The sequence below is a fragment of the Erythrobacter sp. Alg231-14 genome, assembly GCF_900149685.1.
In the GTDB taxonomy this organism is placed as follows: Bacteria; Pseudomonadota; Alphaproteobacteria; order Sphingomonadales; family Sphingomonadaceae; genus Erythrobacter.
This window is the reverse complement of sequence record NZ_LT702999.1, coordinates 433,865-455,235: the sequence shown is the minus strand read 5'-3', so window position 1 is coordinate 455,235 and position 21,371 is coordinate 433,865. Positions and strand designations below refer to the sequence as shown.

The following is a 21,371-nucleotide window of genomic DNA, read 5'->3' as shown; positions in this document are numbered from 1 at the left end:
TGCAAAGGGGACCCTATCTAATGGGGGCCGCGATTGTATGTGGCAGGAAATCCGAAAGGTTCAAAGCGTGGCGTTAAATCTCATCCGCAAATTAGGGGCGAATTCTGGCGTTACCAGTGCGGTCTTTGCGTCGCTGTTTGCATTTGCTGCGATCTCTCCCGCTGCGGCACAATTGTATTCCGAAGGCTACGAATTCCTCGAAGCGATTAAAGACCGCGATGGCGACGTCGCGACCGAGATGTTGAATGTGCCCGGCACACAGATCGTCAACACGCGCGACATCACGACCGGCGACACCGGTTTGCATGTTGTAACCGCGCGGCGCGATACATTGTGGGTTCGGTTCCTGCTGCAACGCGGTGCCAATCCAAACATCCGCAACAACGAGGGCGTTACGCCGCTCCAACTGGCAACCCGGATGGGTTTCATCGAAGGGGTCGAAGAGCTTTTGAAAAAGGGCGCGATGGTCAATGTGGCCGATAGTCAGGGCGAAACGCCTTTGATTGCGGCGGTCCATCAACGCAATGTTGCATTGATCCGGCAATTGTTGAGCGAGGGGGCCGACCCTGATCGCAACGACAATTCGGGCCGGTCGGCGCGCGACTATCTCGGATTGATGAGCGGCAATTCATTGATGGTGCGCGAATTCGAAGAAGCCGACGCCGCGCGCCAAGGTTCTGGAACGCAAGAGCAATACGGGCCCTCTTTCTAATATGACCGACACAACCCCAGATTTCGCTGATATGACATTGGATGAGCTGCGCATTGCGTTGGCTCCTGATATTGCGGCATCGGCAATTTTTGACGGTTGGAATGAAACCGCGTTGATCGCGGCGGCCGAAATGGCAGGCGCGGATCCAGACATTGCGAAACTTGCCTTTCCCGATGGCGGGTTGGGGGCCAGCCGCGCCATGGATATGATTGAAGCGTGGATCACATCGGTCGACATGGCGATGGAAGCGGAATGGCCGCAAGAACGCCTCGCTGAACTAAAGATTCGTGAACGAATTCGCGTGCTGGTTGCGTTCCGGTTGGATGCTGTGGAACACATTGATGAAGCGGTGCGCCGTGCAATGGCGATTATGGCTATGCCGCAAAACGCCTCACGTTCCATGCATCTTGGTTGGCGCTCGGCAGATATTATGTGGCGGTTGGCCGGCGACACGGCGACCGATTACAATCATTATACCAAACGCGCGATTTTGGCTGGGATCTATTCCGCAACGCTCGCGGTTTTCGTCAATGATGACAGCGAAGGGAAGGCAAAGAGCCACGAATTCCTTGGCCGGCGTATTGATGGTGTGATGAAGTTTGAGAAATTCAAACATCAGTTGACCAGCGGAGAGCGGGAAATGCCCAGCCTGACGCGGTTCCTTGGGCGTTTGCGCTACCCCTCGCGGTAATTACCCCCAATTCAAAGGTGTAAAAAGCCACAGGGCTTCTCGCTCTGCGCTTCGCGCTGTCCTATCACCGGGTTCAACAGATTCGCGCGGGCATGGCGCTGCGCATTTTTTACCGGAAGGAATGGTTCATGGCGGGCTCGCTTAATAAGGTCATGTTGATCGGCAATCTTGGGGCGGATCCTGAAATCCGCTCGTTCCAAAATGGTGGCCGCGTTGCCAATCTGCGCATCGCGACCAGCGAAAATTGGAAAGATAAGAACACCGGTGAACGCCGCGAGAAAACCGAATGGCACACGGTTGCGATTTTCTCTGATGGGCTCGTCAATGTTGTCGAACGCTACCTAAAAAAGGGCAGCAAAGTCTTTGTCGAAGGCAAACTGCAGACCCGCAAATGGCAAGATCAAAGCGGCAATGATCGCTACTCCACCGAAGTGGTAATCCAAGGTCTCGGTGGGACGCTTACTATGCTCGACGGTCGCGGCGAAGGCGGCGGTGGCGGCGGCTCCGGTGGTTATGGCGGCGGCAATCAAGGCGGCGGCCAAGGCGGGGGTGGCGGCGGCTGGAACCAAGGCGGCGGCGGCTCAGGCAGCGGTAATGGTGGCGGTTCGGGCGGCGGATTTGGTGGCGGCGGTCACGATGATTTGGATGACGACATCCCGTTTTGATCAGACACGGTTGACCAAGAAATCAAATCGGCCTCGCAGGGAAACTTGCGGGGCCGAATTGTTTGAAGGGTGCTCTTGGCGCTCGTGGGATTGCTCCCCAAGGTTATTCACGTCGTCAGATAAAGGGTTTCGGCGACGCGTTGCCATTCTTGTGTTGGCCCAACAAGCATCCGGATCGCCGTTCCGCCAAACCCCACCACAACCGCCAAAATGCTAGCCCAATGAAGTCGGCCGAGTGAGCGCCAATCATAGATCAGGAAGATTATTGGGAAGGCAATGGCGACAACGCCCGCCAAGGGTTCAATGCCAATGGTAAGGCCCAATCGGGCCGAGGCCGGAGCAAGCATCATCACGCCTGCTAAGACTACGAGGCGCTTATGCGCCGACGCATTCTTGCGGTTTGCGAGCGCCAGAATGTAGAAAAGCGCAAAACCGATCAAATCCATTGTCGGGAAAATCGTCGACCCAGCTGGGGAAAGACCCGCGATCGACGATGCAGGATTGACGATCATCCCCTTTGTCACAAAATAGCCGGTGATGAGCATGAACAAGGTCAAAGCGACGCTCGATGCTCCCAGCTGTTTGTGGAGCTTGAACCGTGAGCCGCGGATCAAGCGGGCTTGGTATGCCGTTAGACCGTACCATCCCAGCATGATCACCCCATGGGCAATTAGCATGGGGCTTGGGGGATAGATGAATTGATCCAGGAACATTGCGGCCGAGCCGAAGCCGGCAAAGATCAGCGCTATCATCAACAGCGTAATGTAGAAGAAAAAGCTCTCCGAGCGCGCGTTAATCGTCATTGTACCCCACCCCAATTGACTCGCCCATCAAACTGACAGGGCGATGGCATGAGTGCAAGGTGGGGCCGGATGTCAGCTTTTAGTTAGCCCCTTGAGCATTTCAGCCATCGGACCGTCTTGTTCGCCTTCGCCGACAATCCCGGCCTTTTTGCGCGCGGCGTCGGCTTCTGGACCTTCGGCAAAGGGATCGATGGCTAGGCCCAATGTCTGAGCAACCGCTTCTCCCAAATCAAAGGCGTCGCCGGAATAATCGATTTCGTCGCAATCCTCTGCGTCCAACTCAACCTCGATCTCTCCATCCTCGGTATGGGCGGGATCCACGGCACCTTCCTCAATAAAGCGGAGGTCCAGCGCTTCATTGACGGTCACTGGGAAATCCTCGCCCGAAATGGCGCAGGTTTGAAGAACCGCGGCGCGCAATGTCCCGGTTGCGCGAATAGAAGAGCCACGCTGTTCCAGGGCAACTTCTGCGCGCAATTGATCAACGCTGGGCAGGGCAAAACGCGCGGCCAAGGCGGCACGCTCATCTGCATCCGCTTCGACGACGACTGTGTCGCCGGGAAGCCCTTTGACTTTAATTCGTCTGGATAATTCCGGCGAAAATTCGGGGGAGAGGCTTGGTTCGCTCACCATATCTCGTTCGCTTTCAAAACTTTTTCGTCATCAAAACCGGCGAGACGTTCAGACAAGGCGAGCAATTTATCTGCAACCTTTGGCGCTGCGATTGCATCATCGGTGCCTTCGCTGAAAGTGACATTGCGCGATACCGCTGCGATCAATTTGTCGCGATCTTTGTCGACCAATGCTCCCCGATACGCGCCGAGCCGGCCGCCCAAAACGCTCATCAATTTGCCGATACGTTTGCCCACGACAACATCGTTGACGCCGAATTCGCGCAATTGTCCGTCCATGTCTTCAACAAACAGTTCCGCCAATAGCGCGCTTTGAGCCCGTTTTTCACTGGCTTCGACCCGCACCATCACCGTGCACAACACCGCCGTGATCAAATCAAACCGCCCACCAACGGTGTCCGATACGTTGCAATCGGCGTAAAATGACGGTTCACGCGCCAATTCGACGACACGGTGCCAAAGCGGTCGCACCGCTTCGCGTGGGTCAGGGGCGGTGCCTAAGAGGCGGGAGAGAAACGACATAAAGGGCTTTCTGAAAGAACATTTTTGGCGACCACGCCGCATTCATCGACAATTCACAGGATTAATCGCAGTTCCCAATACACCGCTTTGGGTTACGCGTGGAAGGACCGGCGTTGCAAGGCCCTGCGACACGCCGTAAGGCGGTTGAGATATAAGCTGCGCAGCGCGCGCGACAAGACATACAATGTAACGGGAATTGGTCGACAAAATGGGATTGAACGGTTTGGCAAATAGCGGTGTATCTCGCAAATACGTCAGAGCGGCGGTGCTTGGATGCGTTGTAATCGCATTGGGTGCGTGTTCTTCGATCCGCGAATCGCGCGGATTTATCAACGATCCCGTTTTGACGCGCTCGGTCCAACCGGGGATCGACAATATCCGTTCGGTCGAAGGTACATTGGGACGGCCAACATTTGCCAGCCAATACGGCAATCCCACTTGGTATTACATTTCCAGCACTACGGGCCGTCGTCCGTTTGTGCGCCCGCGTATTGATTCGCACTCCGTTTTGGCGGTTCGTTTTGATGCTGCGGGCAATGTCGCATCGGTTGATCGCTCCGGTATCGATGAAGTAACGTATCTTCAGCCCGATGGCGACATGACGCCGACTTTGGGCCGTGAGCGTAGCTTCCTCGAAGATCTGTTCGGCAATATCGGTCAGGTCGGAGCAGGCGGACCGGGCGCAGGGCCGGGCGGTCCATAAAGGCGGACTTAGTCTTAGGGCGGTTGGATAAACTTGATCCCTTTGATTGAACGCCCATATCGCAGGGCATGACAGACGCACATTCCACCTCCCATTCGAGCCACGGTCTAATCCAGTGGCACGGCACCACAATTATTGGCGTGAAGCGCGGCGATCAGACGGTGATCGCGGGCGATGGTCAGGTGTCGATGGGCAACACCGTGATGAAACCCAATGCCCGTAAGGTACGCCGGATCGGCGATGGCGGCAAAGTCATCGCAGGTTTCGCAGGCGCGACCGCCGATGCGTTCACATTGTTTGAGCGTTTGGAGCGGAAGTTGGAGCAATATTCCGGACAATTGCTGCGTGCATCGGTGGAATTGGCCAAGGATTGGCGCACGGATAAATATCTACGCAATCTCGAAGCTTTGATGATCGTGGCCGACGATGAATGTTTGTTGGTCCTTACCGGAAATGGCGATGTCCTTGAGCCGGAAGGCGGCATTGCCGCGATCGGATCGGGCGGGAATTACGCGCTCGCCGCAGCACGAGCATTGTCCGATTACGAAGAAGACGCAGAGCAGATTGCGCGCAAGGCTATGGCCGTTGCTGCCGACATCTGTGTCTTCACCAACGGCAATCTGACCGTTGAAACCGTTTGAATATTTCGAAAGACACCATGACTGATACCTCCACTCCCAATGCGCTGACGCCGAAGCAAATCGTCGCGGCTCTTGATGATCACATTATCGGCCAAAAGGATGCAAAACGCGCGGTCGCCGTCGCCTTGCGCAATCGGTGGCGGCGTCAACGCCTCGGCGCGGATTTGCGCGATGAGGTGACGCCAAAGAACATCTTGATGATTGGCCCTACCGGTTGCGGCAAGACAGAGATTAGTCGCCGTCTTGCGAAATTGGCCGAGGCACCGTTTGTCAAAATCGAAGCGACCAAATTCACAGAAGTGGGATATGTTGGCCGCGACGTAGAACAAATCGCGCGTGACCTCGTCGAAGAGGCGATCCGGTTGGAAAAAGAGCGTCGGCGTGAGGCAGTCCGCGAAACCGCGTCCGAGGCGGCGATGGAGCGTCTGCTCAACGCATTGTGTGGTGACAGCGCATCCGAAGCGACCCGCGCCAGTTTCCGCGAACGGATCGTGCAAAACGCGATGAATGAAGTTGAAGTCGAAATCGAGGTTTCGGATTCGCCCAATGTGCCATTTGATATGGGTAACATGGGCGGCAATATGCAGATGATCGACTTGTCTGACATGATGGGCAAGGCATTCGGCAAAGCGAAAAGCAAAAAACAAAAACTGCGCGTGCCCGAAGCGTGGGATAAATTGGTCGATGAAGAGGCGGACAAACGTCTCGACGACGAAGACGTAGCACGCGTCGCTCTTTCGAATGCGGAAACTAACGGCATCGTTTTCCTTGATGAAATTGATAAGATCGCTGTTTCCGATGTGCGCGGCGGCAGTGTTAGCCGCGAAGGCGTTCAGCGCGACCTGCTCCCCTTGATCGAAGGGACCACGGTTTCGACCAAATACGGCCCCATGAAAACAGACCATGTCCTGTTCATTGGATCGGGTGCGTTTCACCTTTCCAAACCGTCTGATATGCTCCCCGAATTGCAGGGGCGTTTGCCAATTCGCGTGGAATTGCGTGCGTTGACGCAGGAGGATTTCGTGCGGATTCTCTCCGAAACACGCGCCAATCTGGTTGAACAATATCGCGCTCTAATTGCGACAGAGAACGTGACGCTCGACATCAAAGACGACGCGGTAGAGGAAGTGGCAAGCATTGCTGCGCGCGTGAATGAAGGTGTTGAAAATATCGGCGCCCGACGGCTTCAGACTGTGATGGAAAAGCTGCTCGAAGAAATCAGCTTCGAAGCCGAGGATCATGGCGGCGAAACGATCACGATTGATGCCGTTTATGTGCGCGATCGGTTGGGTGATTTGGCGGGCAACACCGATCTGTCGAAGTACATCCTCTAAATGAAGTCTGGCTCCGTCAGCGATCTAAAAGCCATGTTGTTAGGCATGGACCCCGTCCTGTCCGATAGGGTTTGGGCTTTTCATGCGATTTCGGACCCGGCATTTATTCCCGACACCGCGTTCGCCGTTATCCGAGAGGCGGAGGGTGTAAGCTGCATTTTACCTGCCCAAGCCGCTCCGACGGATGCGCCCCAATTCGCACAGATCACTTTGCAAGTGCATTCCGATCTCGAAGGGGTTGGGTTGACTGCGGCGGTGTCGACCACGCTCGCCACGTCGGGAATCGCATGCAATGTGATCGCTGGATTGCACCACGATCATTTGTTTGTTCCATGGGATAGGCGCGAAGACGCGTTGGAGCTCCTTAAACGCCTTAGCCTCGACGCGCGTCGATAATTTTCGATCGTTCAGCAGATAGGATGGGCCATAGGATGGAATTGCCGGTTGAAACGTGCGCGGCGGCGCGCTTTAAAGCTCCATTCGTTTTATAAAATGGGGCCCTCTACATGATCCGCACATTCTTGCTCGCCAGCGCCGCTGCAACCGGCCTGGCATTGGCGGCGCCGGCATTCGCCGAAGCGCATTCCGAAGCAACCGATGCAGCGCCTTTGAGCGTGCCCGAAATCGAATACACGATGTGGACACTCGACAACGGGTTGCGGGTGATCGCGATTCAAGACGACACGACCAGCACCGTCACGACATCGCTTTGGTATGACATTGGATCGAAGCTGGATCCTGAAGGGCGCAGCGGTTTTGCGCATTTGTTCGAACATATCCTGAGCCGCAAAACCGAAAACATGCCCTACAATATGATCTATGGGCTTACGGCGGATATCGGGGGCACGCGCAACGCATCGAATTGGGTCGATCGGACCAACTATTTCGAACAGGTCCCCGCCGCTTATCTCGAAACGATGTTGTGGACCCATCGCGAACGGATGGCCAACGTGGTCGTTGATGATGAAGTGTTCGAGACCGAGCGCAATGTCGTCAAGGAAGAGCTGCGCCAGCGGGTGCTTGCACCGCCATATGGCAGGCTACAACGATTTGTTTTGCCAGAAAATGCATATGACGTGATGCCGCATCGTCGGCCGGGCATTGGATCAATCGAAGATCTCGACAATGCGACGTTGGATGATGCACGCGCATTTTACGAAGCGTATTATGGGCCGGACACCGCATCCTTGATCGTCGCGGGCAATTTCGACATGGCCAATTTGCGCGCGTTGGTGGATCAATATTTTGGCGATATTCCGCGCCGGGCAAATCCAATTGATTTGACCATCGAAACCCGTGAACCCGAAGTGACCGGACCGCGCACTGTCAACGCGACCGCGCCCAGCGTGCCATTGCCTGTGGTTGGCGGCGTGTGGAAAGGCGTACCGGCGACACATCCCGATGCCGCCGCGTTGCAGGTGCTCGATTCCATTTTGGATCGGGGTGACAACAGCCGATTGAACAACGCCCTGGTCCGTACAGGGCAAGCGGTGGAAGTCGCATCAGGCGTTTCCAGCTTTCGCGAAGCGGGGGCATTTCAGGTCTACGCCATTGTTCGTGGACCGGGCCAGATGGACACCGCTTCCGCCACATTGGACGCGGAGTTGGAGCGAATCCGCTCCGAATTCGTAACCGCTGCGGAATTGGCAGAGGCCAAGAACGAAATCATAGCCAGCACCCTTCGTCGTCGGGAAACCGCGCGTGGGCGCGCATTCGAATTGGGCGAGGCATTGGTGTCCACCGGCAACCCTGACGCCGCCGATATGCGGTTGGCCGCCATCAACGCGGTGACCGCCGATGACGTCTTGCGCGTGGCAGCGTTTTATCTGGACCCACAAAAACGTGTGACCGTCACCTACACTGCGGGAGAGGATGACGCGGCGACTTATGCCAATCCCACTCCAATGCCGGAATTTCGGACATTGCCACCAGCGGTTGGTGTTATTCGTGAAGTCCGACCCGAAGGGCAGCGCATGGCGCCCCCTCCACCTGGTGAGAGCCCAGCGGTGATGGCGCCTCAGATTGTTGAGGCGACTTTGTCCAACGGAATCGAAGTGGTGGCGGTGCAGACCGGGGACGTTCCTATTGCGACGATTTCGATGCTGATGCCCGGGGGCAGTAAAACCGACCCGCGTGAATTGGCCGGTGTCGCGCAAATGGCTGCGAGCTTGGCTGATCGCGGCATTCATGGAATGGATGCAAGCGAGATTGCTGCAGGTTTTGAAAGCTTGGGAGCGAGCTTTGGCGGCGGCGCGGGGAGCGACGGTACAAGCTTTAGCCTGACCGCGCCGGTTGCAAACCTTGCGGAAGCCGGAGCATTGGCGGCGGAAATCGTCAAAGGCGCAATTTATCCAACCGAGGAATTTGAGTTGGAACGCGCACGCGCTTTGGATGGGTTGCGCGTGCAAATGCAGGAACCCGGCGGTCTGTCACGCTATGTCGCGCGGGTCGCGATGTACGGCGATGCGCCCTACGGCACACAGCCAAACGGCACGGATGAAAGCCTGTCGGTGATCACCCGCAACCATCTGCTCGAACATCGTCAGCGATATTTCCATCCTGATCGGATGAAGATTGTTATCAGCGGTGGCATTGCCCCAGACGTAGCGATCGCCCGAGCCGAAGCGATGTTTGGCGATTGGAGCACTCTTCTCCGGGCTGGCCCTCTTCCCGAGGAAGCGGCGGGTGCGCCGCAACCGGTGCGCACCATCGTTGTCGATTTGCCTGATGCGGGACAGGCTGCGGTTGTCGCGGCCGTTCGCGCGCCATCGCGGACCGATGCAGACTTTTTCCCTTTAGAATTGGCCAACAGCGTTTTGGGTGGCGGATCCAGCGGGCGTTTGTTCGAAGAAATCCGGACCAAGCGGTCTTTGTCCTACGGTGCCTATTCCGGTTTTGCCGATCGCCGAGACACCTCGATCCTAACCGCCAGCGCGCAGACCAAGAACGACACAGCGGATGAAGTGGCGCAGATATTCCTTGATGAGTTTGACCGACTTGGATCGGAAGAATTGAGCGAAGATCTCCTACAGCGCCGCAGGCTCTATCTCAGCGGTGCCCATGCCCGGGCGTTGGAGACGAGCGGTGGTTTCAACCGGATCGTAGCGACCTTGCTGCAACAAGGATTGCCGGCTGAGGAAGCCGCGCGATTTGCAGCGCGATTGGCTGCGGTCGATGCCCAAGCGGCAACCGCAGCGGCCCGCGAATATGTTGATCCCGATGCGGCCACGATTGTCATTGTCGGCGATGCTTCACAGTTTCTCGACGATCTTTCGGCGGTGCGTGACAACATTGAAGTGATCTCCGGCGATCAATTGGATCTGACCTCAGCTACCCTTAGAAAACCGGAAGAGCCAAGCGCGGTTGAGGAATGATGCGGAGAAGGGGCGGCGGCTATTCCGCTGCCTCTTCCACGTTCTCGTTCGCCTGTTGCGACCACATTTCGGCATAGAGGCCACGCGCTTCCAACAGGCTGGCATGGGTACCGCTTTCTGCGAGTTTCCCACCATCCAACACAATGATCCGATCAGCATCCGCGATCGTCGAAAGCCTGTGTGCGATGGCAATTGTTGTCCGCCCTTTGGCCAATCGTTTGAGCGTGCCTAGGATCTCTTGCTCGGTCCGGGTGTCCAACGCGCTGGTCGCTTCGTCCAACAACAAAATCGGCGGGTTCTTAACCAGCGTCCGTGCAATGGCGACGCGTTGTTTCTCTCCGCCTGATAGTTTCAATCCACGTTCTCCGACGGTGGTGTCGAACCGGTCCGGTAGACGATCGATCAACGGCATTAGGGCGGCATCGCGCGCGGCCTGCTCAACCACAGATTGATCGGTGCCTTCTGCGCCATAGGCAATGTTGTATGCGAGCGTGTCGTTGAACAAGACGCTGTCTTGCGGGACAATGCCGATTGCCGCGCGCACGCTGTCTTGTTGTGTGGCGGCAATATCCTGACCATCGATCAAGATCCTGCCGCCTTGCGGATCGTAAAACCGGAATAGCAACCGGCCTATCGTGCTTTTGCCAGCGCCGGAGGGGCCAACAATCGCCAGTGTGGATCCGGCCGGAACTTCAAAGCTTAGGCCGTTTAAGATTGTGCGTTCGTCTTCATAGCCGAACGTCACATTGTCAAAACGCAGGGATGGTTCCTGCACGGCCAATGCGGGGGCGCCCGGCGCGTCTTCCACTTCGACTGCGGTGTCCATCAATCGGAACATTTCGGCCATGTCGACCAATCCTTGGCGGATGGTCCGGTAAACCCAGCCCAATAGATCGAGAGGCCGGAAGAGTTGCATGAGGTACGTGTTCACGAAAACCAGATCGCCAACCGTAAGCTCCCCTTTGCTCCATCCCCAAACCGAATAGGCCATTGCGCCCGCCATCAAGGCGTTGGTAATTCCGGCTTGAACCACATTGAGCAAGGCGAGCGAGTTTTCCGATTTCACCGCCGCTTGGGCATAGGCACGTGCGGCGCCGGCATAGCGATCTTCTTCGCGTTGCTCCGCGCCGAAATATTTGACCGTCTCAAAGTTCAAAAGGGAATCCACGGCACGGTGCAGAGCCTGGCCGTCGAGATCGTTCATTTCCCGGCGCAATTTAGTGCGCCATTCGGTTATCCAGCGGGTGATCGCGATATAGGCAACAACCGTCACCGAAGTCGCGGCGACCAGCTCCCACCCAAAATTCAGGTAGAAGATGACCGCTACAGCAATCAATTCGATCGCCGTCGGCGCGATGTTGAACAGCAGAAAATAGAGCATGGAATCGATGCTCTTTGTCCCGCGTTCGATAATCTTCGTAACTTCGCCTGTGCGACGATTGAGGTGAAAGCGCAGGGATAGACGGTGCAGTCGATGGAAGACGTCTTGGGCCAATGACAACGTGGCCATTTGCCCGACCCGTTCAAATGCGACATTGCGCAAATTGTCGAACATCAAAGATGTGAACCGGCCCAACACATATGCAGCGACAAGTGCCATTGCGACCTGGGCACCCGCCGCGATTTCTGCCGCGGCGCCGCTGCCCTCCATCGCGTTGACCGCACCCTTATACGCAAAAGGTAATGCCAATGTGACACCCTTTGCGCACAGCACCAATGTCATTGCGATGGCGATGCGCACCCGCAATTCGACATTATCGCTTGGCCATAGATAGGGCAGGAAACGCCGCAGCGTTTTCCAGCTTTCCCCTTCGGGTGCGGAGGGGCGATCGGAAGAGGCGGTATCGGGCGGCATTGCGACGCCCATGTGGGCCTCCCATTGCCTTACGACAAGGTGAGGACCCCGGTTCGTCTAATCTTTGATACGTTTAAAGCAGGGATCAGTTGATCGGCGCTTGAATACCTCGGATCCGGTTGCGACGCATTTCGCGCGCAACATTGCGAGGCACGTCAAACAAGATCCGGTTGCGCGAAAAATCGATCGCGACCCGATCAAACATCTTCAAATGTTGCATACCAAGAGCCAGAACCGGTCGGTCGCTCAATCCCAACGCTTCGAATGCCGGTGCATCGGCGAACGCCAATGGCACATTGGTCAGTTGAAGCCCTTCGATAGTGAGCGAGCGAACAAACGACATTTCGCCCACAATAGAAACGCCGTTCACATCGGTCGTCGTGACCTCTTGTGCGCGTTGTGTGCGGATGCGGTTTTGCAAGGCGAGATTGCCGAGACTGCCTTGCGCCCCAGTATCGATGATAACGGTCGCACGAACCCCTTCGACCATAGCATCTGTGATCAACAACTGGCCCAATTCCTGTCGTGCGCGCACGATGATTTCGAAGCCTCTTCGGTAATTGCGGATGTCGGAAACTTCTTGCAGGGCGATTGTGTCGTCGCGAAAATCAATAAGGACGCGGAAATCTTGAAGGCTATCCAATCCCAAGATGCCATCCGCACCCACATGCTGGCGATCCAACACGGGCGAGATTAGGTCGCGGACCGTGTGGCTGCCGAAAGTCATCGTGTCGACTTCGACCACATCGACCGCGCGGCGGCTGGCCATGCCGACCAAAGTGGCGGTTCCGAATGGGGTCAATTGAAGACCTTCATTGATCTGGTGCGTAACCGCGGTCGCTTGGCTGCCGGTGTCGATCATGAAATCGAACGGCCCGGCACCTTCAATCATTACGGGGACGGTGAACCGATTGTTGCGGTCGCTGTCGAGGTCGAGGATCTCGGTTGTTGGATCGGTCAGACTAGGCGCAATCGCTTCGGTGATCGCTTCGGTGGCGGGTGATTGGGGAACGGCGGGCGGTTCAACAGCGGTGGTTGCCGCGCTGGATCCAATCAGGCTGGCTGTGATTGCGGGCAACGCCCATAGATATGTCATAGTCTCATCCCATCACAATTTCGCAGATAGGGGTTCTGCGTTTGTATGGGGAAGGTATCAGAGAAGCGGGGGTTCTCCAAAAACACGCTCGCCTACTGGCACAGCTCTTACGGTGCAGCGTCTTAACGATGATGTTATGCGGCGACGCTTGTCGTATCTTTGTTTCGGAGCATCGCCCAAGTCTCCCGAACGATACTGCGATATCCGAACCAGAACGTGGCTCCGTATACCGAGGCGCCAATGGCCGCATAGGATAGAAGAGCGAAGAGGGGGCTTTCCAATTCTAACAAGCGTTGCGCCAACGTAACCGCCGCGGCCATTGCTGCACAGGCCAACGCGATTGGGATAACGGCACCAATCAATGCGATTGGTGAAACGCCAATGCGCGGCAATGTAACCGCCAACGTGACGGCGCACAAAGCGGGCGCGGCAATCCACCACGCATAAACCAAGCCCATTGGGCCTGCGGTTACTCCCCAAAGGAAGACGCATGGAAAAATGATTGCGCCGCTAATCGCGGTAAAGAGATAGACTTTTGTTCTGCCCATGGCGTTGGTCACCGGAGAACAGATCAATTGCAGCGCAAAAGCGGGCATCACTATAGCAAGGCCGGACAGGATCGGGATTAACCCGGTCCACTTCTCTCCCATCAAGACAAGGATCGCCGGTTCGCTGGTCAGCGCGAGGCCTATATATGCAGGCGCGCTAACCATCATGACCAATCGGACCGTTTTTAGGAAGTAGGGCCCCAACGGTTTCTTCGCTCTGTGCAATTCGGAATACGCCGCGAGCGCGACTTCGTTGATGGGCGGGATAAACCGACCAGTCACTATCAGTGCGAGGAACAGCGCCTGAGTATAGAGACCCAGATCGTAAGTCGTCATCAAGCGACCGGCGATCACAACGTCGGCTTGGCTTTGGATGATCCAGAACAACTGGCACAAAGTCAGGGTCCCGCCATACGTAAATAGGTCCCATGCGCCGGCGGGGTTAAAGATGGGGCGTATCCAAAGCCGTGCGGCGATCATCAATCCGATGGCGCGCGTGACAAAAATCGACAGGCCGGAATAGATCAAGGCCCATACACCCCAACCGAGCCATGCCAGCACCAGCGCCGTCATTGCCCCGACGAGCGCGCTGAACATGTTGACCTTGCCTTGCTTGCGGAACTCCAATTGGCGCGCCAACCATTCCGATGGCATCGCGATGAATGGGATCGTCAAAAAGATCGCTGCCTGGACGCGCAACATATCGGCGACGATGGGTTCTTCGAAATATGCGGCTGCATAGGGAGCAAAGGCGAATTGGATGCAGGCCAAGATACCATTGGCCAAGAGCAGCATTCCGAAAACCTGACCGACGCGCCGATCATCCAAATGATCGGTCTGCACTATAGAGGTGGCGAAACTCTGACCATTAAGGAAGGCGAGGGCGGTGACGACCACCTGGCTCATCGCAAACAAGCCGTAGTCAGACGGGTCCAGCAAACGCACCACTAGAAAGGTGGAGGTCCATGTGATGATCTGGGCCGCCACTTGTGCGCCCCACCGCCACGCGACTGCCGAACGCACGCGTGTCGCAAAGTTCGAATCATCGTGCGCCTCTGCCCCGTCTTTATGCGGTGCAAAGGCCGAATCTGATTCGGATGAGGTGGCGGCTTGGTCCATAAAGAGGCCGATAGACGTCAAAAGTGAAGAAATGGCCCAATTGATTCACCGATTCAGACGTGAATCAGAGGCCAAACCGCGACCCAAACCAGCCTTATCGCTTGAAAATCACCGCACAGACCCCATTTCAACAGGATACCGGGGCTCTGAAACCCGCGGAATTCTGGGAAAAATGCGCTTTTTTGAAATATTATTGCAAAAAGGCGTTGACCGAATCTCAGACCCCGCCTAGATGAGCTCCACCGACGCGGCGCAGACGGCTTCTACCGCCTTCGCAACGATCGGTCGCCAACATAAACGGATAGCCGGTCCCCCGGTGTAAATCGGGGAAACCATTGCTGTCCGCCATTTGTGTCTGGTAGGCTCTTTGACATTGTTAGTTTTTGATGAAGGGACATGTGGGCGACGGCGTCCGGTCTGGGGATATTAAGGCTCCAGATACCGGTTAAATTCAAGCCGATGCCACATCCTTATCACCTCCACAGGTGGTATGTGATGATACATGTTCATTCGTATCCATTACGTTTGACAGTGCAGGTATCGGCTCCTTGATATTCTGGCTTGTTAAGATGGCAGGGCTTGACCCTGTGCTTGATAGGTTAGTTTCACAAACTTGAGAGTTTGATCCTGGCTCAGAACGAACGCTGGCGGCATGCCTAACACATGCAAGTCGAACGAACCCCTCGGGGTGAGTGGCGCACGGGTGCGTAACGCGTGGGAACCTGCCTTTAGGTTCGGAATAACTCAGAGAAATTTGAGCTAATACCGGATAATGTCTTCGGACCAAAGATTTATCGCCTTTAGATGGGCCCGCGTTAGATTAGATAGTTGGTGGGGTAATGGCCTACCAAGTCGACGATCTATAGCTGGTCTGAGAGGATGATCAGCCACACTGGGACTGAGACACGGCCCAGACTCCTACGGGAGGCAGCAGTGGGGAATATTGGACAATGGGCGAAAGCCTGATCCAGCAATGCCGCGTGAGTGATGAAGGCCTTAGGGTTGTAAAGCTCTTTTACTAGGGATGATAATGACAGTACCTAGAGAATAAGCTCCGGCTAACTCCGTGCCAGCAGCCGCGGTAATACGGAGGGAGCTAGCGTTGTTCGGAATTACTGGGCGTAAAGAGAACGTAGGCGGCTATCCAAGTCAGGGGTGAAATCCCGGGGCTCAACCCCGGAACTGCCCTTGAAACTAGGTAGCTAGAATTCTGGAGAGGTTAGTGGAATTCCGAGTGTAGAGGTGAAATTCGTAGATATTCGGAAGAACACCAGTGGCGAAGGCGACTGACTGGACAGATATTGACGCTGAGGTTCGAAAGCGTGGGGAGCAAACAGGATTAGATACCCTGGTAGTCCACGCCGTAAACGATGATAACTAGCTGTCCGGGCTCATAGAGCTTGGGTGGCGCAGCTAACGCATTAAGTTATCCGCCTGGGGAGTACGGTCGCAAGATTAAAACTCAAAGGAATTGACGGGGGCCTGCACAAGCGGTGGAGCATGTGGTTTAATTCGAAGCAACGCGCAGAACCTTACCAGCCTTTGACATCCTAGGACGATTTCTGGAGACAGATCTCTTCCCTTCGGGGACCTAGTGACAGGTGCTGCATGGCTGTCGTCAGCTCGTGTCGTGAGATGTTGGGTTAAGTCCCGCAACGAGCGCAACCCTCATCCTTAGTTGCCATCATTTAGTTGGGCACTTTAAGGAAACTGCCGGTGATAAGCCGGAGGAAGGTGGGGATGACGTCAAGTCCTCATGGCCCTTACAGGCTGGGCTACACACGTGCTACAATGGTATCTACAGTGAGCAGCGATCCCGCGAGGGTTAGCTAATCTCCAAAAGATATCTCAGTTCGGATTGTTCTCTGCAACTCGAGAGCATGAAGGCGGAATCGCTAGTAATCGCGGATCAGCATGCCGCGGTGAATACGTTCCCAGGCCTTGTACACACCGCCCGTCACACCATGGGAGTTGGTTTCACCCGAAGATAGTGCGCTAACCTTTTAGGAGGCAGCTAGCCACGGTGGGATCAGCGACTGGGGTGAAGTCGTAACAAGGTAGCCGTAGGGGAACCTGCGGCTGGATCACCTCCTTTCTAAGGATAATCATGAAAGCGCCGATGCTAGCCATCGGAAGTGCTTCATGGCTTCCAAAGAACATTGCCGTCGTCCTCATGTCCTTTCATCAATCAGATACAGCGTTACGCTGGCTGCAAAGCTGTGTGTTTCGTTGTTTGCCTGAGCCGGCTCACGCCCGTTGCGGCAGCCTCTTATTTAAGGGGCGGTCGGAATTGGTAGATGTGGGCCTGTAGCTCAGTTGGTTAGAGCGCACCCCTGATAAGGGTGAGGTCAGAAGTTCAAATCTTCTCAGGCCCACCACGCCTAGCCATTAGGGGCCTTAGCTCAGCTGGGAGAGCACCTGCTTTGCAAGCAGGGGGTCATCGGTTCGATCCCGATAGGCTCCACCAGGCATTTTAATCTGATAGATGAAAAGAAAGCAGATCCGGCTACGGCCGGTCAGGCGACATTGGTCGCCGAACATTTGACATTGTGAATGGGTTTTTAAATCGATGCCGTGGCGGTATCGTCGCAAAGGATCAAGCCTTCGGGTTTGAGTTCTTAACGCGATCGATATCATCACAATATCAATCAAAATTGATTATCTGGCTGAGATAATTCTTCTATATCATCGTTAAGACGCACAGTCCTTATGCAAGGCTGTCGTTGATGGTGTAGATTCTCAAGCGTGAGGTAAGAGCATTTGGTGGATGCCTTGGCATGTACAGGCGAAGAAGGACGTGGCACGCTGCGATAAGCGTCGGGGAGATGTGAGCAATCTTTGATCCGGCGATTTCCGAATGGGGAAACCCACCTTCACCATTTCTTTCTGATTACTTTCGAGTGATCAGAGCGAGGTGGATAAGGTATCACCTTAGTGAATATATAGCTTTGGTGAAGCAAACCCGGGGAACTGAAACATCTCAGTACCCGGAGGAAAAGACATCAACCGAGATTCCGTTAGTAGTGGCGAGCGAACGCGGACCAGGCCAGTGCCTTTTCATAAATTAGCAGAACTCTCTGGAAAGTGAGACCGTAGTGGGTGACAGTCCCGTATGCAAAAATGATTGAAAAGGACTTGAGTAGGGCGGGACACGTGAAATCCTGTCTGAACATGGGGGGACCACCCTCCAAGCCTAAATACTCGTACATGACCGATAGCGAACAAGTACCGTGAGGGAAAGGTGAAAAGCACCCCGATTAGGGGAGTGAAACAGTACCTGAAACCGAATGCTTACAAGCAGTTGGAGCCCCTTTGGGGGGTGACAGCGTACCTCTTGCATAATGGGTCAGTGACTTAATCTAGCATGCGAGCTTAAGCCGTTAGGTGTAGGCGAAGCGAAAGCGAGTCTGAATAGGGCGACTGAGTATGTTGGATTAGACCCGAACCCCGGCGATCTAGGCATGACCAGGTTGAAGGTGCAGTAACATGCACTGGAGGACCGAACCGTTTAATGTTGAAAAATTATCGGATGAGTTGTGTTTAGGGGTGAAAGGCCAATCAAGCCGGGAAATAGCTGGTTCTCCGCGAAATCTATTGAGGTAGAGCGTCAGATGTATGCCGATGGGGGTAGAGCACTGGATGGGCTAGGGCTGCGCGAGCGGTACCAAACCTAACCAAACTCCGAATACCATCGAGTCTTGTCTGGCAGACAGACGGCGGGTGCTAAGGTCCGTCGTCAAAAGGGAAACAGCCCTAACCTACAGCTAAGGTCCCCAAGTCATTACTAAGTGGGAAAGCATGTGGGAATCCCAAAACAACCAGGAGGTTGGCTTAGAAGCAGCCATCCTTTAAAGAAAGCGTAACAGCTCACTGGTCTAAATAAGGGTTCCTGCGGCGAAGATGTAACGGGGCTAAAGTAATGCACCGAAGCTTAGGGTTCATAGTTTACTATGAGCGGTAGCGGAGCGTTCCGTAAGTGGTTGAAGCCAAAGGGTAACCGATGGTGGACATATCGGAAGTGCGAATGCTGACATGAGTAGCGATAAAGAGGGTTAGATGCCCTCTCGCCGAAAGACCAAGGGTTCCTGTTCAATGCTAATCAGAGCAGGGTAAGCCGGCCCCTAAGACGAGCCCGAAGGGGGTAGTCGATGGGAACCACGTTAATATTCGTGGGCTTGGAGATGTGTGACGGATGGTGGAAGTTGTGTGGCCTTATTGGATTGGTCATGCAGCCAAGCTGTTCCAGGAAATAGCCTCTCCGTATAAACCGTACCCGAAACCGACACAGGTGGTCAGGTAGAGTATACCAAGGCGCTTGAGAGAAGTATCCTGAAGGAACTCGGCAAATTGCCTCCGTACCTTCGGAAGAAGGAGGCCCTCTCACTGGGCAACCAGTGTGGAGGGGGCACAGGCCAGGGGGTAGCGACTGTTTATCAAAAACACAGGACTCTGCTAAGTCGGCTTCAAGACGACGTATAGGGTCTGACGCCTGCCCGGTGCTTGAAGGTTAAGAGGAGGAGTGCAAGCTCCGAATTGAAGCCCAAGTAAACGGCGGCCGTAACTATAACGGTCCTAAGGTAGCGAAATTCCTTGTCGGGTAAGTTCCGACCTGCACGAATGGCGTAACGACTTCCCCACTGTCTCCAGGATATGCTCAGCGAAATTGAATTCTCCGTGAAGATGCGGAGTACCCGCGGTTAGACGGAAAGACCCCGTGCACCTTTACTGCAACTTCAGAGTGGCATTAGGAAAGAGCTGTGTAGCATAGGTGGGAGGCTTTGAAACTTGGGCGCCAGTCCGAGTGGAGCCATAGGTGAAATACCACCCTGCTGTTTTCTGATGTCTAACCAACTACCGTTATCCGGTAGTGGGACCCTCTGTGGTGGGTAGTTTGACTGGGGCGGTCGCCTCCTAAAGAGTAACGGAGGCGCGCGATGGTAGGCTCAGGCCGGTTGGAAACCGGCTGCGAGAGTGCAATGGCATAAGCCTGCCTGACTGCGAGACCGACAGGTCGAGCAGAGACGAAAGTCGGTCATAGTGATCCGGTGGTCCCTCGTGGAAGGGCCATCGCTCAACGGATAAAAGGTACGCCGGGGATAACAGGCTGATGATTCCCAAGAGCTCATATCGACGGAATCGTTTGGCACCTCGATGTCGGCTCATCACATCCTGGGGCTGGAGCAGGTCCCAAGGGTTTGGCTGTTCGCCAATTAAAGTGGTACGTGAGCTGGGTTCAGAACGTCGCGAGACAGTTTGGTCCCTATCTGCCGTGGGCGTCGATACTTGAAAGGAGTTGCCCCTAGTACGAGAGGACCGGGGTGAACATACCTCTGGTGTACCAGTCATGCCGCCAGGCGTGCCGCTGGGTAGCTATGTATGGACGGGATAACCGCTGAAAGCATCTAAGCGGGAAGCCTCCCTTGAGATTAGGTATCTTCGAACCGTCGTAGACCACGACGTTGATAGGCTGGGTGTGGAAGCGCAGTAATGCGTGTAGCTAACCAGTCCTAATAGTTCTGATCGCGCTTGAGAGTCTGCACTGTCAACGACAGCTTTGCTGTCTTTGGTAGGAAGATTTTCCAGCCAGATACGCCCAAGTAACACTTCGCACGGTGAAGATTGTCCCGTGCGACATCGATTTAACCCAAACTTTCGCTGGCCCCATTGCTTGGTGGTCATAGCGTCTGTGACCCACCCGATCCCATCTCGAACTCGGCCGTGAAACCAGATAGCGCCGATGGTACTATGTCTTAAGGCATGGAAGAGTAGGTCGCCGCCAGGCATTGAAGCCAGCGATAGCGCGGGAATAAACCCATTCACTAGTCAAAGGGCTGACCTTCACGGGCAGCCCTTTTGGCGTCTTTAGAATCCGCTCATGATGTTCGGTTTTGGAGACTCCAAAGCTCGGTAGCGCGGGATGGAGCAGTCCGGTAGCTCGTCAGGCTCATAACCTGAAGGTCGTTGGTTCAAATCCAACTCCCGCAACCAGCATCATATTGAATTCATTCAGCAAAAAAGGCCTCGCCGTTACCGGCGAGGCCTTTTTTGCGTTTGAACTGTAAGCATATAGGAAGCAATATCCTTTAAATTTGACCACGCGCCTGCAAGCGGGATGCTCAACGGCATGCTAACGACAAGAGCACTGACGCGATCGGCCTTACATACTTTGACCCGCCTCCTGGCCTCGAGCGGTATATTTTGGCCTTGTTTGATGTCCAGTTTCATTCTGACGTTGTCGAAGGTGTTCACCCCGCTTCTTTAGGGCAGTTGTTCTTGACGGTTCGCGGCAGTGTGAGTGGCAACTTCGGTGGAGGGGAGGACATTGCTGACGATTGTGCCGTTCTGTTCAATGCCTTTGATGTAGCCCCCCTATCGGGCCGCAGGTCCATTTTGGTGTCGCTGTCTCCGTATGGCCGGGCCGCACTCACCCAAGCCTCCCTTGAGGAATATGGGAACAGAGTAGTCCCTGCGGATAAGCTGCTTGGAAACGAGGTTAGTCGTTTGAATGACGATATCTCCCATCGGCGTCTCTCCCATGAATCCGCCGCCGAACAATGTTGCATCGAGGTTGCGGGCTGGATTAGCCAGCGATTGTCACCCATTCCGGCCGCGCATGAAGAGATCATTGACCAAACGCTTGCGTGGGTTGGCTGATCTCTCAACGCATCGGTTGAAG

General features: G+C 55.1%; 15 protein-coding genes, 3 tRNA genes and 3 rRNA genes. 15 read left to right on the top strand and 6 right to left on the bottom strand.

Annotated features, from left to right (window positions below):
• The first annotated feature begins 67 nt into the window (after window positions 1-67).
• The 3 genes from BQ8290_RS02130 (at window position 68) to ssb (ending at window position 2,068) form a co-directional block, all read left to right on the top strand.
• Window positions 68-712: an ankyrin repeat domain-containing protein gene (locus BQ8290_RS02130; RefSeq protein ID WP_337660917.1), complete on the top strand. Its 645-nt coding sequence runs from the start codon at window positions 68-70 to the stop codon at window positions 710-712.
• Window position 713: 1 nt separating this feature from the next.
• The gene (locus BQ8290_RS02125; RefSeq protein WP_108787218.1) at window positions 714-1,403 is read left to right on the top strand and encodes a COQ9 family protein; all 690 of its coding nucleotides are present in this window, start codon (window positions 714-716) and stop codon (window positions 1,401-1,403) included.
• 128 nt (window positions 1,404-1,531) lie between these two features.
• On the top strand, window positions 1,532-2,068 hold the full coding sequence (gene ssb / locus BQ8290_RS02120) for a single-stranded DNA-binding protein (RefSeq protein ID WP_108791763.1): 537 nt from the start codon (window positions 1,532-1,534) through the stop codon (window positions 2,066-2,068).
• A 107-nt stretch (window positions 2,069-2,175) separates the two neighbouring features.
• On the opposite strand, the gene BQ8290_RS02115 is transcribed toward ssb, so the two are convergent.
• The 3 genes from BQ8290_RS02115 to BQ8290_RS02105 all read right to left on the bottom strand — a co-directional run bounded on the left by BQ8290_RS02115 (window position 2,176) and on the right by BQ8290_RS02105 (window position 4,025).
• Window positions 2,176-2,871, bottom strand: a complete 696-nt coding sequence (locus BQ8290_RS02115) for a hypothetical protein (RefSeq protein ID WP_108787216.1) — start codon at window positions 2,869-2,871, stop codon at window positions 2,176-2,178.
• Between the two features lie 72 nt (window positions 2,872-2,943).
• Window positions 2,944-3,504: a YceD family protein gene (locus BQ8290_RS02110; protein ID WP_108787214.1), complete on the bottom strand. Its 561-nt coding sequence runs from the start codon at window positions 3,502-3,504 to the stop codon at window positions 2,944-2,946.
• Window positions 3,498-4,025: a ubiquinol-cytochrome C chaperone family protein gene (locus tag BQ8290_RS02105; protein WP_108787212.1), complete on the bottom strand. Its 528-nt coding sequence runs from the start codon at window positions 4,023-4,025 to the stop codon at window positions 3,498-3,500. The genes BQ8290_RS02110 and BQ8290_RS02105 overlap by 7 nt, the downstream gene beginning before the upstream one ends.
• Window positions 4,026-4,290: 265 nt before the next feature.
• Here BQ8290_RS02105 and BQ8290_RS02100 point away from each other — a divergent pair, with 265 nt between their 5' ends.
• From BQ8290_RS02100 to BQ8290_RS02080, 5 genes are all read left to right on the top strand, one after another.
• The gene (locus tag BQ8290_RS02100; protein ID WP_443112332.1) at window positions 4,291-4,728 is read left to right on the top strand and encodes an outer membrane protein assembly factor BamE; all 438 of its coding nucleotides are present in this window, start codon (window positions 4,291-4,293) and stop codon (window positions 4,726-4,728) included.
• Between the two features lie 68 nt (window positions 4,729-4,796).
• Window positions 4,797-5,369, top strand: coding sequence for an ATP-dependent protease subunit HslV (gene hslV / locus BQ8290_RS02095; protein WP_108787208.1), 573 nt, complete (start codon window positions 4,797-4,799; stop codon window positions 5,367-5,369).
• A 17-nt stretch (window positions 5,370-5,386) separates the two neighbouring features.
• The gene (gene hslU / locus BQ8290_RS02090) at window positions 5,387-6,703 is read left to right on the top strand and encodes an ATP-dependent protease ATPase subunit HslU (protein WP_108787206.1); all 1,317 of its coding nucleotides are present in this window, start codon (window positions 5,387-5,389) and stop codon (window positions 6,701-6,703) included.
• Entirely contained in the window at window positions 6,704-7,099 is a 396-nt protein-coding gene (locus tag BQ8290_RS02085; protein ID WP_108787204.1) for an ACT domain-containing protein, read from the top strand. It begins immediately after the preceding gene.
• A 110-nt stretch (window positions 7,100-7,209) separates the two neighbouring features.
• Window positions 7,210-10,077 (top strand): insulinase family protein, encoded by a 2,868-nt coding sequence (locus BQ8290_RS02080; RefSeq protein ID WP_108787202.1) that lies wholly within the window; start codon window positions 7,210-7,212, stop codon window positions 10,075-10,077.
• Window positions 10,078-10,096: 19 nt separating this feature from the next.
• On the opposite strand, the gene BQ8290_RS02075 is transcribed toward BQ8290_RS02080, so the two are convergent.
• From BQ8290_RS02075 to BQ8290_RS02065, 3 genes are all read right to left on the bottom strand, one after another.
• Window positions 10,097-11,932 carry an ABC transporter transmembrane domain-containing protein gene (locus tag BQ8290_RS02075; protein ID WP_108791761.1) on the bottom strand — a complete coding sequence of 612 codons (1,836 nt, stop codon included), beginning with the start codon at window positions 11,930-11,932 and terminating at the stop codon, window positions 10,097-10,099.
• 85 nt (window positions 11,933-12,017) lie between these two features.
• Window positions 12,018-13,028 (bottom strand): aspartyl protease family protein, encoded by a 1,011-nt coding sequence (locus tag BQ8290_RS02070; protein ID WP_108787200.1) that lies wholly within the window; start codon window positions 13,026-13,028, stop codon window positions 12,018-12,020.
• Window positions 13,029-13,162: 134 nt separating this feature from the next.
• Entirely contained in the window at window positions 13,163-14,695 is a 1,533-nt protein-coding gene (locus BQ8290_RS02065) for an oligosaccharide flippase family protein (RefSeq protein WP_108787198.1), read from the bottom strand.
• Between the two features lie 609 nt (window positions 14,696-15,304).
• On the opposite strand from BQ8290_RS02065, the gene BQ8290_RS02060 reads away from it, so the two are divergent.
• From BQ8290_RS02060 to BQ8290_RS02030, 7 genes are all read left to right on the top strand, one after another.
• Window positions 15,305-16,790: ribosomal RNA gene (locus BQ8290_RS02060) — 16S ribosomal RNA — on the top strand.
• 206 nt (window positions 16,791-16,996) lie between these two features.
• Window positions 16,997-17,073: transfer RNA gene (locus BQ8290_RS02055), tRNA-Ile, on the top strand.
• Window positions 17,074-17,086: 13 nt separating this feature from the next.
• A tRNA-Ala gene (locus tag BQ8290_RS02050) sits at window positions 17,087-17,162 on the top strand.
• Window positions 17,163-17,435: 273 nt separating this feature from the next.
• Window positions 17,436-20,226: ribosomal RNA gene (locus BQ8290_RS02045) — 23S ribosomal RNA — on the top strand.
• A 136-nt stretch (window positions 20,227-20,362) separates the two neighbouring features.
• Window positions 20,363-20,477 (top strand): 5S ribosomal RNA (rrf, locus tag BQ8290_RS02040).
• Together the 16S, 23S and 5S rRNA genes with 3 tRNA genes alongside form the textbook arrangement of a ribosomal RNA operon.
• Window positions 20,478-20,606: 129 nt before the next feature.
• A tRNA-Met gene (locus BQ8290_RS02035) sits at window positions 20,607-20,683 on the top strand.
• Between the two features lie 210 nt (window positions 20,684-20,893).
• Window positions 20,894-21,349 (top strand): hypothetical protein, encoded by a 456-nt coding sequence (locus tag BQ8290_RS02030; RefSeq protein ID WP_108787196.1) that lies wholly within the window; start codon window positions 20,894-20,896, stop codon window positions 21,347-21,349.
• The last annotated feature ends 22 nt before the right edge of the window (window positions 21,350-21,371 follow it).

Excerpts from the sequence above, each read along its gene's own strand:
- BQ8290_RS02125 (WP_108787218.1), top strand. The coding sequence starts at position 714 with ATGACCGACACAACCCCAGATTTCGCTGATATGACATTGGATGAGCTG.
- ssb (WP_108791763.1), top strand. The coding sequence starts at position 1,532 with ATGGCGGGCTCGCTTAATAAGGTCATGTTGATCGGCAATCTTGGGGCG.
- BQ8290_RS02115 (WP_108787216.1), bottom strand. The coding sequence starts at position 2,871 with ATGACGATTAACGCGCGCTCGGAGAGCTTTTTCTTCTACATTACGCTG.
- BQ8290_RS02110 (WP_108787214.1), bottom strand. The coding sequence starts at position 3,504 with ATGGTGAGCGAACCAAGCCTCTCCCCCGAATTTTCGCCGGAATTATCC.
- BQ8290_RS02105 (WP_108787212.1), bottom strand. The coding sequence starts at position 4,025 with ATGTCGTTTCTCTCCCGCCTCTTAGGCACCGCCCCTGACCCACGCGAA.
- hslV (WP_108787208.1), top strand. The coding sequence starts at position 4,797 with ATGACAGACGCACATTCCACCTCCCATTCGAGCCACGGTCTAATCCAG.
- hslU (WP_108787206.1), top strand. The coding sequence starts at position 5,387 with ATGACTGATACCTCCACTCCCAATGCGCTGACGCCGAAGCAAATCGTC.
- BQ8290_RS02085 (WP_108787204.1), top strand. The coding sequence starts at position 6,704 with ATGAAGTCTGGCTCCGTCAGCGATCTAAAAGCCATGTTGTTAGGCATG.
- BQ8290_RS02080 (WP_108787202.1), top strand. The coding sequence starts at position 7,210 with ATGATCCGCACATTCTTGCTCGCCAGCGCCGCTGCAACCGGCCTGGCA.
- BQ8290_RS02075 (WP_108791761.1), bottom strand. The coding sequence starts at position 11,932 with ATGCCGCCCGATACCGCCTCTTCCGATCGCCCCTCCGCACCCGAAGGG.
- BQ8290_RS02070 (WP_108787200.1), bottom strand. The coding sequence starts at position 13,028 with ATGACATATCTATGGGCGTTGCCCGCAATCACAGCCAGCCTGATTGGA.
- BQ8290_RS02065 (WP_108787198.1), bottom strand. The coding sequence starts at position 14,695 with ATGGACCAAGCCGCCACCTCATCCGAATCAGATTCGGCCTTTGCACCG.